Origin of the sequence: Rhizobium sp. NLR10b, from assembly GCF_019685435.1 — a bacterium.
In the GTDB taxonomy this organism is placed as follows: domain Bacteria; phylum Pseudomonadota; class Alphaproteobacteria; order Rhizobiales; family Rhizobiaceae; genus Rhizobium.
Genome location: NZ_JABDWV010000003.1, coordinates 366559 through 381076, shown reverse-complemented (window position 1 = coordinate 381076; position 14518 = coordinate 366559). Strand labels below are relative to the sequence as shown.

Genomic DNA, 14518 nt, shown 5'->3' with positions numbered 1-14518 from the left:
TTGCGGTTTGTCACTTCGCCCGGACGAACGCCAGGAAACGCACCATTCGGTTTCGCTGTTTCCTACACTTCCAGATTGAGAAGGATCGCGGCGAGGTCAAGCGGCTTCTCAAGGTAAAGATCGGCACCGGCTTCGAACGCGCGCGCGCGATCCTCATCGGCATCCGATCCGCTGCAGATGGCGAGACGCATCGTTCTGAAACGATCATCCCCGCGTAGGCTGCTTACCAGGCCAATGCCGCTGTCGAGGGGCATGTAGAGATCGGCGACCAGCAGCTCCGGCGGGGCCCAGCCTTCCGCCACGCGCTGCTTCAGCGCCTCCAGCGCCGTCTCGCCCGTCGAGAAACAAAATAGATCGACGTCTATCTGCTGCTTCTTGCGGATATAGTCGAGATAGAAGAGATCGTCCCTGCTGTCGTCGACGTAAACTATCGTAGGCATGCGGCACCGTGATCTGGGTATTGTTCGAATGAACCTCGTTGTCTTCCGACGTCACGATATCGCGATTTCACGAAAATTCGATCTGCCCGATCGAAAAATCATTTCGGAAAAAGCGCGATGGCGGCGTCCACTGCCTATTGAGTATTCCTCGATTTCGGAAAAAATGGCCGCGCGAACCGAGAGAGGATACACGGGTGCAGGATAAGGGCAACGTGGACCTGCAGGACCAGCGGAGGCGATGGCGCTACCGTGCCTTCGCGATTGCGGTCGGTTGCCTGCTGTTCCTTCTCGGGGTGAGCGCCCTTGCCGGCTGGCTGTTGCAGATCAAGCTCATCATTTCGCTCTTCCCCGGCTTTCCGTCGATGGCCTTCAACACCGGGCTCTGCTTCATACTGTCCGGCCTTGGGCTTGCCGCATCGACGTTTTCCGCCCGTCGCTTTCTTACAATGGCAACTGTCATGACTGGGTTTGCAGCGGCGATCGCGGCAGCCCGGCTCGTGGAAATCGTCACCGCCGGCCGGACCGTCCACTATGTCGACCAGTTGATCACTGGCTGGGTGATTCCGCCCGATTTCATCGCAGAGATCGGCGGCGGCATGGGACCCAATACAGCGCTGATCTTTCTGATCGCCAATCTTTCGCTGCTGCTCTCGCTTCATGTGGAAAAGTCTGGAAATCAGGTGGTGCAGGAGCTGACCGCCTATGTCGTCGTCACGCTCGGCATGATCGCGCTCGCCGGCTATCTCACCGACGCCGAACAGGGCTACCGCTGGGGCCCCTATGCGGCGATGGCTTTGCACACGGCGAGCGGAATGGTGCTTTTCGGCGCGGGCCTGCTTGCCCGCTCCTGGTGGATGCAGCCGACAAACCGGGCGCAGATTCCGCTCTGGATTCCGGCGGCGGTCTGCTTCACCGGCCTTGTCGTCGATCTCTATACGCCGCTCGGCCTTGCCAACGGCATTCTTTATGTGCCGCTGGTGCTGACGGCCCTCTGGTTCGGCAACAGGAATGCGCCGCTCTTCTTCGCCTTTGCCTGCACCGTGCTCCTCATGCTCGGCTTCTTCGCCGTCAGGCATGACGAGGCGGCATTCTGGCAGGAGATCGCCAACCGCACCATCACCGCTGCCACCCTCTGGCTGATCGCCATCCTTATCTTCTATTTCCTGCGCAACAACAACAACCTGGAAGCCGAACGCGTTCGCTTCGGCGCGCTGGCGCGCAGCACGCCGGATGCCGTCCTCGTCATCGACGGACGTGGAACGATCAAGAGTTTCAATCCGGCAGCCGAGATCATGTTCGGCTATTCGCCGCAGGAAACGATCGGCCGGAACATCAAGATGCTGATGCCCGAGCCTTATCATTCCGAGCATGACGGCTATCTCTCCCATTACCGGCAGACCGGCGAGGAACGTATCATCGGAACGACGCGGATGGTCTCCGGTCGGCGCAAGAACGGCATCGTCTTCCCGATCGAAGTGTCCATCAGCGTTGTCGTCAGCGGCGAGACCAAGACCTTCGTCGGCATCGTACGCGATATCAGCGAGCGCGTGCGGCAGGAAGAACGGATGAAAACGACGCTTGCCCAGCTCGAGGCCTATACGGCGGAGCTCGAGCGCAGCAACCACGACCTGGACGAATTCGCCTATATTGCCTCGCATGATCTGAAGGAGCCGCTGCGTGGCCTGCACAACCACTCGCGTTTCCTCCTCGAGGATTATGAGGACAAGCTCGACGTGGACGGCGTGCGCCGGCTGAACCGGCTCGTGCGTCTCAGCCAGCGGATGGAGAAGCTCGTCAACGACCTGCTCTACTTCTCCCGGCTCGGTCGGCAGCAGCTGGCAGTCAAACGCACCGATATCGGCCTGATCGTCAAGGATGTGGTCGCGACGATGGAGCTGTTGCTGGAAGAGCGGCATGCCAGGGTCGTCACCGACGGCCGGCTGCCTGACGTGGTCTGCGACGCGCCGCGGCTGACCGAAGTGTTCCGCAATCTCATCACCAATGCGATCAAATACAACGACAAGCCGGCGCCGTTAGTCTCGATCGGCTATCTCGAACGGTTCGTCGGCAAGGACGGCACGGTTGCCCGCAACGTGTTTTTCGTTAGGGATAACGGCAAGGGAATACCCCAGGAATTCCATGAGGACATTTTCCGCATTTTCAAACGGCTCGAAAAGTCGCAGGATTCCGACGACGGGACCGGAGCAGGCCTCACCTTCGTCCGCAAGATCATCGCGCGGCACAACGGCGATATCTGGCTGGAGTCCGAAGTCGGCGTCGGCACCACGTTCTATTTCACCCTGGGAAGAAAGCGCGAGGGGCAGAATGCAGCAGCGTGACACGCAACCGATCTTGATCGTCGAAGACAGTGAAGACGATTTCGAAGCGACGATGCGCGCCTTCAAACGGACCAACCTGCGCAACTCGATCCGATGGGCCGCCTCGGGTCAGGAAGCCCTCGACATGCTCGCCGTGATGGCGCCGAAACCAGGGCTGATCCTGCTCGATCTCAACATGCCGGGTCTCGATGGCCGCAAGACGCTGCAGGCGATCAAGTCGAACGACGGCTGGCGTAAGATCCCGGTGGTGATCCTGACGACGTCAGACGATGAACGCGACATCGAAGGCTGCTACGCGCTCGGCGCCAACACCTATGTGCAGAAGCCGGTCGATCTCGACGGCCTCTTCGCCGCGATCCAGCGGCTGAAGGAATACTGGTTCGAAATCGCGATCCTGCCGCTCGAGGACTGACAGTTTGGCGGAAGACTGCTGCATTCTCATCATCGACGACAACATCGACGACCGCGAGGTCTATCGCCGCATCCTTCGACGTGTCTCCAGCACGGCCTATACCGTCCTCGAGGCGGAGACCGGTGAAGAGGGACTTGCGCTGAACAGCCGGAAACGGCCGAACTGCATCCTGCTCGACTATTCGCTGCCGGGGCGCGACGGACTCGGCGTTCTTGCCGATATATTGGAGGACGATCCCGCCGCAAACGTCATCATGCTGACCGGCCAGGGCAGCGAAACCGTCGCCGTCGAGGTGATGAAGAGCGGCGCGCGCGACTATCTCACCAAGGATTCCCTTTCACCCGAAACGCTGCATCGCTGCATCCAGAACGCCATCATGCACGGCATGCTGGAAGGCCAGCTGGAGCAGAAGCGGCAATCGCTGGAGATCTTCACACGCGCCATGGCGCATGATCTGAAGGAGCCGCTGAGGACGATCAAGTCCTTCAGCCGGATCCTGCACGGTTCTGCAGTGCTTCCGGCGGAAGACCGCGAGCTGCTCGATTATGTCCTGAGCGCCGCCGACCATATGGAAGACCTGATCGTCAAGGTTTCGAACTTCACCAAGCTCGAAGCCTATGGCGGGCCGGAGTTGACGCCGGTCTCGCTGTCTGATGTGCTCGACCAAGTGGAGAACAATCTGCGCCAGCAGATGGAGAGCCGCGGGGCCGTCATCATCCGCGGGCCGCTGCCGGAGGTGATGGGCGATGCGACACTGCTGACCCAGCTTCTCCAGAACCTGGTGTCGAATGCCATCCGCTACTGCGATCAAAAGGTTCCGGAGGTCCAGATCTCGGGCGAAGCGCATGGGAATAGCTGCCGCCTGACGGTGCGTGACAATGGACCGGGCATCGATCCCCAGCACCGCGAGCTGATCTTCCAGCCGTTCAAACGGCTCGTCGGCCGCGGCATCGAGGGCACCGGGCTCGGCCTTGCCATCTGCCGACGCATCGCGCAGCTGCATGGCGGCTCGATCTGGTGCGAACCGGAGAAGGGACCTGGCGCCACCTTCGTCGTCGAGATGCCGCTCGCCGCGGCACGGCCCGCGCCACCCGCCGCATCAGCCGTTCCGCCCAGCCTGAAGCCGGCGGAGCAGCCGGGCGAGGGTTCCGGCAGGCTTGCCGAGGTGCTGCTGGTCGAAGACAGTCCCGCCGACATCCAGATTCTGAAGATCAAGCTGATGCGGCGGGAGAAGGTGGCCTTCAACCTGCATGTCGCCACCAATGGGCGCGAGGCGATGCGGCTGCTCGAAGAGCGCGCCGGCATAGCCGACGTCCCGCAGATCGACCTGATGCTGCTCGACATCAACATGCCGATCATGGATGGTTTCGAGGTGTTGAACGCGCTTTCGGCCGATGCCCGTCTGAAACGGATTCCCGTCTGCATTCTCAGCACCTCAAGCGATGAGACCGACATGCAGCGGGCCAGAAATCTCGGCGCGCGCGCCTATATGGTGAAGCCGCCGACCCTGCAGCAACTGGAAGAGGCGCTCGAAGATGTCGACCATCTGGAACTGCTCCAGCGCGGCGATTCGCTTGCGCTTTGCGCGGAACAAAACTAAGCGGTGGTCATTGGCAACGGTATGACTTTCGCAGCTCTCATACTCGCGCTCCTGACGACGCCGCTTCAATCAGGACTGCTCTCGATGGTATCAGGCATACATCACGTTACAGCCATCACCCGAAAGGTGCAGGCGAACGTGGATTTTTACGCCGGCTTTCTCGGCATGCGGCTCGTCAAGCAGACGGCCGGCTACGAGGATGCGACGCAGCTCCATCTCTTCTACGGCGATTCGGCAGGCACGCCGGGTTCGCTCGTCAGCTTCCTCGTCTGGGAAGATGGCGCGCCCGGCCGGGCGGGCTACGGCCAGATCAGCGAAATTTCGCTGGCGATCGATCCGGCGAGCATCGGCTACTGGCTGACGCGCGCCATGAGCTTCGGCCTGCGCTCGGAAGGACCCGCCGATGAATTCGGCGAGCCTGTCCTCAGGTTGAAAGACCCCGACAATATCATTCTCAAGCTCGCGGGCGCAAAGGACCTGACATCGCCGGCTGTCTGGGACGGCGCCGCGATCCCGGTCGGGCATGCCGTCCAGCGGGTGCGCGGCGCAACCATGCTGACGGAAAAGCCGGCCGAGAGCCGCAGCTTCCTCGAGCGCCATTTCGGCTACCGCTTCCTGGCCAACCGCGGCACGATCGACAGGCTGGTGTCGCAATCGGGCGATGTCATCGATGTGCGCGATGCACGCGGCTTCTGGTCCGGTGCGCCGGGGACCGGCACGGTCGATCATGTCGCTTTCCGGGCCGCCGATGAGGAGGCGCTGCTTTCGGTATCCAAGGCGCTGGAGAAGACCGATGCATCGCCGACCAACATGCACGACCGCAAGTATTTCCGCTCGCTCTATGCCCGCGAGCCCGGCGGCACGCTGGTGGAGCTTGCAACCGACAAGCCCGGCATGACTGTTGACGAAGAGCATGCAGCCCTCGGCACCAAGCTCTTCGCGCCGCCGGAAGCGATCACCAATCTCGACGACCTCAAGGTGGTTCTGCCGCAATTTTCGTTGCCCGGCCAGCCGCGCATCAATTACCGCGAGCTGCCGTTCGTTCATCGCTTCTACACGCCGCCGAATCCTGACGGCAGTGTCTTCGTGCTTCTGCACGGCTCGGGCGGCAATGAGACGACGCTGATGCCGCTCCTCAACAAGGCGGCACCGCGCGCAACACTGATGGGCGTGCGGGGCCGGGCGACGGAAGAAGGCTTTCCGCGCTGGTACAAGCGCATTACACCCTTCTCTTTCGACCAGAACGACATCAAGACCGAGGCCGAAGCCTTTGCGGCCTTCATCGAAGGCGCCGTCAAATCCTACGGCCTCGATCCGAAGAAGATCGTCTATGTCGGCTATTCCAATGGCGCCAACCTCTTGAACTCGCTGCTCTACCTGCATCCGAACCTCGTTCACAAGGCGGTACTGCTGCGCTCCATGCCTGTGCTCAGTGACTATCCGCATGCCGATCTGAAGGGCACGGACCTGCTCGTCATCAGCGGCAAGACCGATGCCTACGGCAAATATGCGAGCGACCTGGAGGAACGGCTGAAGAGTTCCGGCGCCACCGTCGATTCCGACGTCATCCCCGGCGGCCACGATCTCGGCGACGCCGATGTGCCGATCATCCAAAAGTGGCTGCTTCAGAGAATGGGGGACGATCCAGCGCCGCTGGAGCAGCAAGCGGTCAGGCCGGCGAGCGAGCCGTTCGGGCAACCATGATGCCGGCGAGCACCACCCCGGCGCCCAGCGCCTGCATCGTCCCGATCGCCTCGTCGAGTAGCGCCCAGGCGAGGATTGCGGCGACGACCGGCTGCAACAGCAGCGTCAGCGATGAAAAGGCGGGCGGCAGATAGGCCAGCGCATAGGTGATCGCCACCTGCCCGCCGGCATGACTGACAAAGGCGAGGCCGAAGAGGATCGACCAGCCGTAGAGGGTCGCCGGCAGCATCTGCCCTTCGAAGAAGAAGGCGATCGGGAAGATGCAGACGGCAGCCGATGCCGTGCTCCACAGCATGATGCGGATCGTATCGAACCGGCTGCGCAGCCTGCCGATCGCCAGGATATAGCAGGCATAGAAGAAAGCGGCGATCATCGCGGTGCCGTCGCCGCTCAAGCCGCCATTGCCGAGCCCTGCCGGTCCGCCTTTTAGGATAACGACGCCGGCAAGCGCCAGGACCAGCCCCAGCAGGAAAACACCGCTGGTTCGCGCCTTGAAAAACAGGACGGCGATCAGCGTGACGAAAACAGGCGCGAGGTTTGCGAGCAGCGTCGCGTTGGCGACCGAGGTCATGGTGAGCGAAAGATGCCAGGCGGCGAGGTCGAGCGCCAGCATGAGGCCCGGAAGAACCAGCAGCCCATAATCGGAGAGGCTTTGCGGCTTCGGCCCCCTATCCTTCTTCATGAGCGAGACGATGAAGATCGGGATCAGCGCCAGCGCCACACGCCAGAAGGCAGTGGCCATCGGCCCGGCTTCGGACAGCCGAACGAAGATCGGCGAGCCGCCGATCGCCGCCCCGCCGACAACAAGAGCGGCCAGCGCCAGACGGTTGGAAGGCGAGGCTTCGGAGAGAGTGGAAGCGGTCTGCGACATGGTCTCGATTTTCTTGATTGCCCGAACATTGGCGGCGGGCCATTGACTGGAGCGTGCGTAGCAGAAGTCATGTGCCGGCGACAGTCGAAGAACGACATCGGAACGGAAAATCAGGCCGGGCGGGTGTTCGTCTCGGCCAGCCGCAGCTTTGCGGCGATTTCGCCTGCAACGAAGAAGGCATGCTCGGTCACCTGCGGCAGCCCCATCAGTTCGCCGAAAGTGCCGCGCGCCAGTGGACCGGAGATCAGTAGCGAAGGATCCGCCTTTCCCGACGGGCCGATCGCCTCCGACTGCTCGGTGCAGGCAAGGCCGAGGCCTGTCGGGTCAAGCGACAGGTGGCCGCTTGCAGCAAGCGCCGCGAGCCAGGGCTGAGTTTCGAGAATGCCGCCATGCGCCGGGCCCGTGGTGACGACGACGGCGTCATAGCTCCGCTCCAGGGACTGACGCCGATGGCGCGGCTGCAGGGTGCAAAGAACAAGCTCTCCTTCAATGCGCGCATCGGCGACCGACCCGGCAAGGACTTCCAGGCGGCCGGCGGCAATCGCCGCGTCGAGCACGGCTTCCACCTGCGGCGCGATGCGAAAGCGATGCACATCCCAATAGGGACGCAGATGGCGGACGAGACGGCGCCGTTCGGCGATCGGCAGCGCCTGCCAGAGTTCGTATCCCTGCGCCCGCACCTGATCAATCACGCCGTGCCAACTTATGCCCTGCGCCTTCGCGGCCTCTATGTCGGCGCGGATCCTGACAAGCAGCGCAAGGGCGGAATGCGCGGCCTGGGAGACGAAGTCTCCAAAGAGCTGCTGCGGTTCCGGCGAATGGCCGCGCGAACGCAGGCCGCGGCGCGAGATCGCCGTCACAGGGCCATCATGACCGCACTCGGCAAGAGAGGCGATGACATCGGCGGCCGTCAAGCCGTTGCCGATGACCAGCACCCGGTCATGCCGACGGATCACGCCGAGCGCGCCCGGCTTGGTGGTATCGGCGACGAAGCGGGGATGGGCGGCCAAGCTGGCGGCAAGCCGGCCCGGCGCTGCCGGCGGCGGATGGCTGGTGGCGATCGCAACTATATCGGCCTCCGTCACCCCGCCTTTGTCGTCCTGGATCGACCAGCGGCCGCCCCGGCGCTCGAGACCGGTCACGCGGGCGCAGTTGTGGAGCACGACGCCCTCTTCCAGCAGCGGTTTCAGCAGGGAGGCGACATATTCGCCGAAGAGCCGGCGCCGGGGGAAGAGCATGCCGTCCGGTTGTCTTGCCCCCGGATCGTCCGCGACGGCGTCGCGAGCTTCGATCCAAGCCTGGAATTCGCCCAGGTCGTCGGGCTGCAGGCTCATCTTGGCGGCGGGAACATTGATACGGTGCGCCGGATCGTCCGTGTCATAGGCAAGGCCGCGGCCGAGCTCCGCGCGCGGTTCGAAGACCATGATGATGGGGCGCTCACCGCAATTTGCCCTGGCGAGATGATAGGCGACGCCCGCGCCGGAGAGGCCGCCGCCGATAATGGCGACGACGGATCGTTCGGACTTCGGGAGAGGCTTCGGATGCATGACGGCCGGGATATTCACTTGCGATGGCCGAGCATAAATGCCGGACATTTCCCGCGCAATCTCCCTCACCGCGAATTGTCTATAAATTTTATTGGGTTTCGAGTGCGACCTCTATCCCACTATCGTGGTCGAGAATTCGGGATTGCCGCGGATGGTGTTGCTGACTGTGCAGATCTCCTCTTCGGCAGCATCGACGATCTTGCGGCGGGTCTCTTCGTCGACATCGCCCTTGATCGAGAAGACGATGTTGAATTTTGCAACGCGTGAGAGCCCTTCCGCCGCCTTCTCGCCGGTGACGTCGGCGGTGATCTCGCTGATCCTGTCGAGAACCCCCATCTGACTGGCTGCAATGCGGGCGCTGAGCACGAGACAGGCCGAGAGCGAGGCATAGAGCAGATCGAGCGGGCTGAAGCCCGGCTGAGAAGGGGCGGTGACGATATCGATCTCACCCTTGGTGGTGGACGTGACATGCGGAAAGCCGGTACGGCCGAGAGTGGCGATAGCACCTGTCGGACGGGGGCGAGCCTTGAGATCGGCCATGAAAAGATCCTCTGACAACAGCCTCGCAGAAATAGCGAGTTACGCCTCGGCCCGCAATGACGGCGCGATGCTTGGTAACGGAACCTTTCCTTCCGTCATCAGTTGACTACACCTGAACGAAATCAGTGACAAAGGTGCATAACGATGCCGCATGCCCGCAACATGCATCGTCAGGACCGGCGGATGGACGCCCGCGACCGGCTGATTGTCGCGCTCTATGCACAGCTGAAGGCCGAGCGGGAAACGCGCGAGACGCTGGAATGGGCCATCCGCAACGGCGCCATCTCGCAGGAGGTGCTTGAGGCTATCGCGGCCGATCCGGTTCCCGTCGTCACCAGCGAGGACATCGCCTCCCTGGAGAAAATCATCGCGCTCGATGAAAGACGCAAACCACATCGGAACTAGGCGTGATGCCGAAGCGTGCGCGGTTTTCGACCGGCATCATGCCGCCATCGAACTGAAAAGAGGAGATCCGAAATGGCTGACATCACCTATCAGGTCGTGCCGCATGACAATGGCTGGGCCTACAAGCTCGGCGACACGTTGTCGGAAACCTATGCGACGGCTGAGGAAGCGATTGTCCACGCCAAGGATGCTGCGTCACGTCAGAAAATCGGCGATGGCGACGCGTTGCTCGCCTATCCTTCACCCGATGGCGGCTGGGCGTTTCAGGAACTCGAAACAGATAAGAGCAACAGTCGTCTGTGATTTGCAACGGGGGATGGCATGGCCGCGCGGGCAAGCTGGAAAGGTCATCTGAAGGTAGGCGACCTTGCTTGCGCCGTCGGGCTCTATACCGCCATCTTCTCCTCGGACCGGGTTTCCTTCAACATCATCAACCGCAGGACGGGACACCGGGTGGAACGGCAATTCGTCGACAGCGAGACCGGCAAACCGGTCGAGCGGGACGAGCAGGTCAAAGGTTATCAGATGGAGAATGGCGACTACGTCGTCATCGAAGGAGACGAGATCGCAGAGATCGTGCCGGAGAGCGACAAGCTGCTCAACGTCAAAGCTTTCATCGCCTATGACGATATCGACAAGCTTTATTTCGATCGTCCCTATTACCTCGCACCTGTCGACGAACATGATGAGGAGGCGCTGTCGCTGATCGTCCGCAGCATGCGCGACGGCAAGGTCGCGGCGCTCGCCGAAGCCGTGCTTTTCCGGCGCATCCGAACGCTGCTGATCCGGCCTCATGACGGCCACATCATCGCGACCACGCTGAACTTCGACTATGAGGTGCGCTCGACCGACTCGGTCTTCAAAGACATTCCCGACGTCAAGTTCGACAAGGAGATGCTCGAACTCGCCGGTCACATCATCGAAACCAAGCGCGGCAGCTTCGATCCGAGTGCCTACGAGGATCGCTACGAAGCGGCCCTCGTCGAACTGGTGAAAGCAAAGATCGAGGGCCGGGCAGCGCCGAAGAAGGAACCGGCGCCGGAGGGCAAGGTCGTCGACCTGATGGAGGCGCTGCGCCAAAGCGCGGGGATGAGCGGCAAGACGGCGAAGAAGGCGTCGGCAAAGAAGAAGGCGCCGGCGCGCAGCGATAGCCTAAGGAAGAAGGCAGGCTGAGATGGCCCTCGAGACCTATGAGGCGAAGCGCAATTTCAAACTCACTCCGGAGCCACGTGGTCGCTTGGGCCGCAGCAGCGGCAACAGTTTCGTCATCCAGAAGCATGATGCAACGAGGCTGCACTATGACTTCCGCCTGGAGATGGATGGGGTGCTGAGGAGCTGGGCGGTGACCAAAGGGCCGAGCCTCAACCCCGAGGACAAGCGCCTTGCCGTACACGTCGAAGATCACCCGCTTTCCTATGGCGATTTCGAAGGCATCATTCCAAAAGGTCAATATGGCAGCGGCACTGTCATCGTCTGGGATCGCGGCACTTGGACGCCCCTCGGCGATGCGCACAAGGACTATCGCGAGGGCCATATGGAATTCGAGCTCGATGGCGAAAAGCTGAAGGGCCGCTGGCACCTCGTGCGCATGCATGGCCGGCCCGGGGAAAAGCGGGAGAACTGGCTGCTGATCAAGGGAGATGATGCCGCGGCGCGCCACGACGGCGACATTCTTCAGGAGCGGCCGGAATCGGCAAAGACCGGCCGCCGGCTCGAAGAGGTGGCGGGAAATCCGGATACGACCTGGACCTCCAAGTCGAAAGACGGCAAGCCGGCTGCCGCTAAAAGACCGGCTTCAAAGGCCGAAGCCGCCGCACCAGGAGAACGCGACTGGCCGAAGGGTGCTCGCAAGGCCGCAATGCCCGATTTCATCGAACCGGCGCTTGCCAGGTTAAAGACGAAGCCGCCGGCTGGTGATCGCTGGATCCACGAAATCAAGTTCGACGGCTACCGGCTGCAGGTCAGGGTCGAGAACGGCAAGGTCAGAATGTTGACCCGCAGCGGCCTCGACTGGACGGAGAAATTCGGCAGCGAGGTGCTCGAGGCCTTTGCCGCCCTGCCGGTGCAATCGGGGGTGATCGACGGCGAAATCGTCGTCGAGCGCGATAGCGGCGCCTCGGATTTCTCGGCGCTCCAACGCGATCTGAGCGAGGGCCGCGACGATCGCTTCGTCTTCTATGCCTTCGATCTTCTCCACCTCGACGGCCACAGCCTGGTGAATGTGGCGCTCACCGATCGCAAGCAGCTGCTCGAAAGCCTGCTGCCCGACAATAACGACAAGCTGCGCTACAGCGCGCATTTCAACGAAAGCGGCGGCCTGGTGCTTGACCATGCCTGCCGGCTCAGCCTCGAAGGGGTGATTTCCAAACTGCGCGATAGCAAATACACGTCGGGACGCAAAGGCGATTGGATCAAATCGAAATGTTCGCACCGGCAGGAATTCGTCATCGGCGGCTACGTGCCGTCGACATCGATGAAGAATGCGATCGGCTCGCTGGCGATGGGCTATTGCCAGGACGGCGAACTCAAACATGTCGGGCGCGTCGGCACCGGATATACGGCGGCGACCGCGCGGATGCTTTATGAGAAACTGTCGCGCCTGACGCAGAACGAGACATCATTCGACGACAAGCTGACATCGGAGGAGCGGCGCGGTCTGATCTATGTGAAGCCGCAGCTGGTTGGCGAGGTCGAGTTCCGCGCCTGGTCGGCCGATGGCAATCTGCGCCATGCCGCCTTCCGCGGTCTGCGAGAAGACAAGCCTGCGAAGGACGTGACGCGCGAGACGGAAAAGACCATGGCCCCTGCTCTGCCGAAATCGGCTGTGACACTCACCCATCCCGACCGCTTCTACTGGCCGGACGAGGGCGTTACCAAGGAGGGGCTGGCGAATTATTACGCCCAGGTCTGGCGCTTCATGGCGCCTTACGTCGTCAACCGGCCGCTGGCGCTCCTGCGCCTGCCGGACGGGATCAATGGCCGGCAGCGGTTTTTCCAGAAGCACGCCTGGAAGGGCATGAACCCGCATATCCAGGAGATTACCGATCCCAAGGACAGGCAGGGGGAGAAGCTGCTCAGAATTACCGATTTCGACGGGATCGTGGCGCTGGTGCAATCGGCCGCGCTGGAAATCCACCCCTGGGGCACAACGACCGACAATTGGGAAAAGCCCGATATGATCACCATGGACTTCGATCCCGATGACGGGGTGGCGTGGGCAGATGTGATCGCCGCTGCTTACCAACTGAAGGAGCGGCTGGAGGCCGAAGGCCTCGCCGCCTTCGTCAAGACCTCGGGCGGCAAGGGGCTGCATGTGGTGACGCCGCTCACGCCGAAGGCCAGCTGGGCCGAAGTGAAGGGTTTCGCCAAGTGGCTCGCCGACAGCATGGCCGCCGACGATCCCGACCGCTATCTGGCGACGGCAACGAAGGCCAAGCGCAAGGGGAAGATCTTCATCGACTATCTCCGCAACGGCCGCGGAAATACGGCGGTCGCGCCTTATTCGACACGGGCACGGCGAGGCGCCGCGGTCTCGATGCCGCTGGAGTGGAGCGAACTCACCGCCGACGTCGGACCGGCCTATTTCACGGTGGACAATACGCCGACGCGGCTCAACGCGTTGCCGCGAGATCCCTGGGACGGATTTTTCGCTGCAGCGAAATCGTTGGAAAAGAAGAAGCGTTAGAGCGTAAAATCATCCCGCTCTGACCTTTGGATTTGCGCAATTCCAGGCAAAGCGCTTCGCTTTGCCTGGGAAAACCGCTTCGCACTTTTCCTGGAATTGCTCTAACGCGACTTCCGCCCCCTTTGCGAAACCAGGCTCTTCTTCAGCGCATCCATGATGTTGATGACGTTGCCGGTCGATTTTTCCGGTGCGGTTTTTTTGGCAGGCGCTGCCTTCTTCAGGCTCTTCTGTTTGCCGCGGATCATCGATTTCAGGCGCTTCTGGATCGGGTCCTGCACCATGGCCGGGCTCCAATCCTTCGTCTCTTCCTTCACCAGCCGCTTCATCAGCGTCAGCAGCTTGCTGTCGATCTCCGCCTTGTCGTCGATTTCGGCCGACGGTTCGCGCACCTCGTCGCCATAGCGCAGGGTCCAGAGCACGATGCCCTTGCCTTGCGGCTCCAGGAGCACGGCACGCTCGCGCCGATAGAGAACCAGGCGGGCAATGCCGACGACGTCGTTTGCCTTCATCGCCTCGCGGATGACGCAGAAGGCTTCCACGCCGACTTTGTCCTCCGGCGCCAGGAAATGCGGCTTGTCGTACCACACCCAATCGATCGAGCCACGCGGTACGAAGCTGTCGATATCGATGGTGCGGGTGCTGTCGAGCCCGACTTCCTCGATCTCCTCGTCTTCGAGAAGAACATAATCGTCCTCGCCGCGCGGATAGCCCTTGACCTGGTCCCTGTCGGCCACTGGTTTATGGGTAACGCTGTCGACATAGCGGCTTTCGACCCGGTTTTTCGTCTGGCGATTGAGGACGTGGAAACGCAACTTGTTGCTTTCGGTCGTTGCCGGCGTCAGCGAGACGGCGGCGGTGACGAGCGAGAGCTTGAGATAACCTTTCCAGAACGCCTGACGTGCCACGACTGTCCTGCCCTCCCGGACCGATGGAACTTGGCAGTCAACGGCAAAACCGGCCTTTGGTTCCGGGCCT

Annotated in this window: 13 protein-coding genes; 8 read left to right on the top strand and 5 right to left on the bottom strand. The window is 61.9% G+C overall.

The window, feature by feature from the left end; genetic code table 11:
* Positions 1-62 precede the first annotated feature (62 nt).
* Positions 63-440, bottom strand: coding sequence for a PleD family two-component system response regulator (locus HJB91_RS06760; protein WP_221145980.1), 378 nt, complete (start codon positions 438-440; stop codon positions 63-65).
* A gap of 194 nt (positions 441-634) precedes the next feature.
* Between HJB91_RS06760 and HJB91_RS06755 the strand changes: the two genes are divergently transcribed.
* The 4 genes from HJB91_RS06755 to HJB91_RS06740 are packed head-to-tail and all read left to right on the top strand — an operon-like array spanning position 635 to position 6495.
* Positions 635-2779: a PAS domain S-box protein gene (locus tag HJB91_RS06755; RefSeq protein ID WP_221153974.1), complete on the top strand. Its 2145-nt coding sequence runs from the start codon at positions 635-637 to the stop codon at positions 2777-2779.
* Positions 2766-3191, top strand: a complete 426-nt coding sequence (locus tag HJB91_RS06750; protein WP_210629235.1) for a response regulator — start codon at positions 2766-2768, stop codon at positions 3189-3191. Before HJB91_RS06755 ends, HJB91_RS06750 begins: the two co-directional genes overlap by 14 nt.
* 4 nt (positions 3192-3195) lie before the next feature.
* Positions 3196-4791 carry a response regulator gene (locus HJB91_RS06745; RefSeq protein WP_210629236.1) on the top strand — a complete coding sequence of 532 codons (1596 nt, stop codon included), beginning with the start codon at positions 3196-3198 and terminating at the stop codon, positions 4789-4791.
* Positions 4792-4812: 21 nt separating this feature from the next.
* Positions 4813-6495, top strand: a complete 1683-nt coding sequence (locus HJB91_RS06740) for a VOC family protein (protein ID WP_247241679.1) — start codon at positions 4813-4815, stop codon at positions 6493-6495.
* Here the strand turns inward: HJB91_RS06740 and HJB91_RS06735 are convergent.
* The 3 genes from HJB91_RS06735 to HJB91_RS06725 all read right to left on the bottom strand — a co-directional run bounded on the left by HJB91_RS06735 (position 6461) and on the right by HJB91_RS06725 (position 9453).
* Positions 6461-7366 carry a DMT family transporter gene (locus HJB91_RS06735; RefSeq protein ID WP_210629238.1) on the bottom strand — a complete coding sequence of 302 codons (906 nt, stop codon included), beginning with the start codon at positions 7364-7366 and terminating at the stop codon, positions 6461-6463. The two genes, HJB91_RS06740 and HJB91_RS06735, sit on opposite strands and share 35 nt — an antisense overlap.
* Before the next feature lie 110 nt (positions 7367-7476).
* Positions 7477-8961 carry an FAD/NAD(P)-binding protein gene (locus HJB91_RS06730; protein WP_210629239.1) on the bottom strand — a complete coding sequence of 495 codons (1485 nt, stop codon included), beginning with the start codon at positions 8959-8961 and terminating at the stop codon, positions 7477-7479.
* A gap of 63 nt (positions 8962-9024) precedes the next feature.
* Positions 9025-9453, bottom strand: coding sequence for an OsmC family protein (locus HJB91_RS06725; RefSeq protein WP_210629240.1), 429 nt, complete (start codon positions 9451-9453; stop codon positions 9025-9027).
* A 144-nt stretch (positions 9454-9597) separates the two neighbouring features.
* Here HJB91_RS06725 and HJB91_RS06720 point away from each other — a divergent pair, with 144 nt between their 5' ends.
* The 4 genes from HJB91_RS06720 to ligD all read left to right on the top strand — a co-directional run bounded on the left by HJB91_RS06720 (position 9598) and on the right by ligD (position 13543).
* A complete protein-coding gene (locus HJB91_RS06720; RefSeq protein ID WP_210629241.1) occupies positions 9598-9858 on the top strand; it encodes a hypothetical protein in 261 nt (86 codons plus the stop codon).
* Positions 9859-9930: 72 nt separating this feature from the next.
* The gene (locus HJB91_RS06715) at positions 9931-10161 is read left to right on the top strand and encodes a DUF2188 domain-containing protein (protein ID WP_210629242.1); all 231 of its coding nucleotides are present in this window, start codon (positions 9931-9933) and stop codon (positions 10159-10161) included.
* Between the two features lie 18 nt (positions 10162-10179).
* Positions 10180-11031, top strand: coding sequence for a Ku protein (locus tag HJB91_RS06710; protein WP_210629243.1), 852 nt, complete (start codon positions 10180-10182; stop codon positions 11029-11031).
* Position 11032: 1 nt separating this feature from the next.
* Positions 11033-13543: a DNA ligase D gene (ligD, locus tag HJB91_RS06705; protein ID WP_221153972.1), complete on the top strand. Its 2511-nt coding sequence runs from the start codon at positions 11033-11035 to the stop codon at positions 13541-13543.
* 101 nt (positions 13544-13644) lie between these two features.
* Here the strand turns inward: ligD and HJB91_RS06700 are convergent, their stop codons facing one another.
* A complete protein-coding gene (locus tag HJB91_RS06700) occupies positions 13645-14448 on the bottom strand; it encodes a Ku protein (RefSeq protein ID WP_210629245.1) in 804 nt (267 codons plus the stop codon).
* Positions 14449-14518 lie beyond the last annotated feature (70 nt).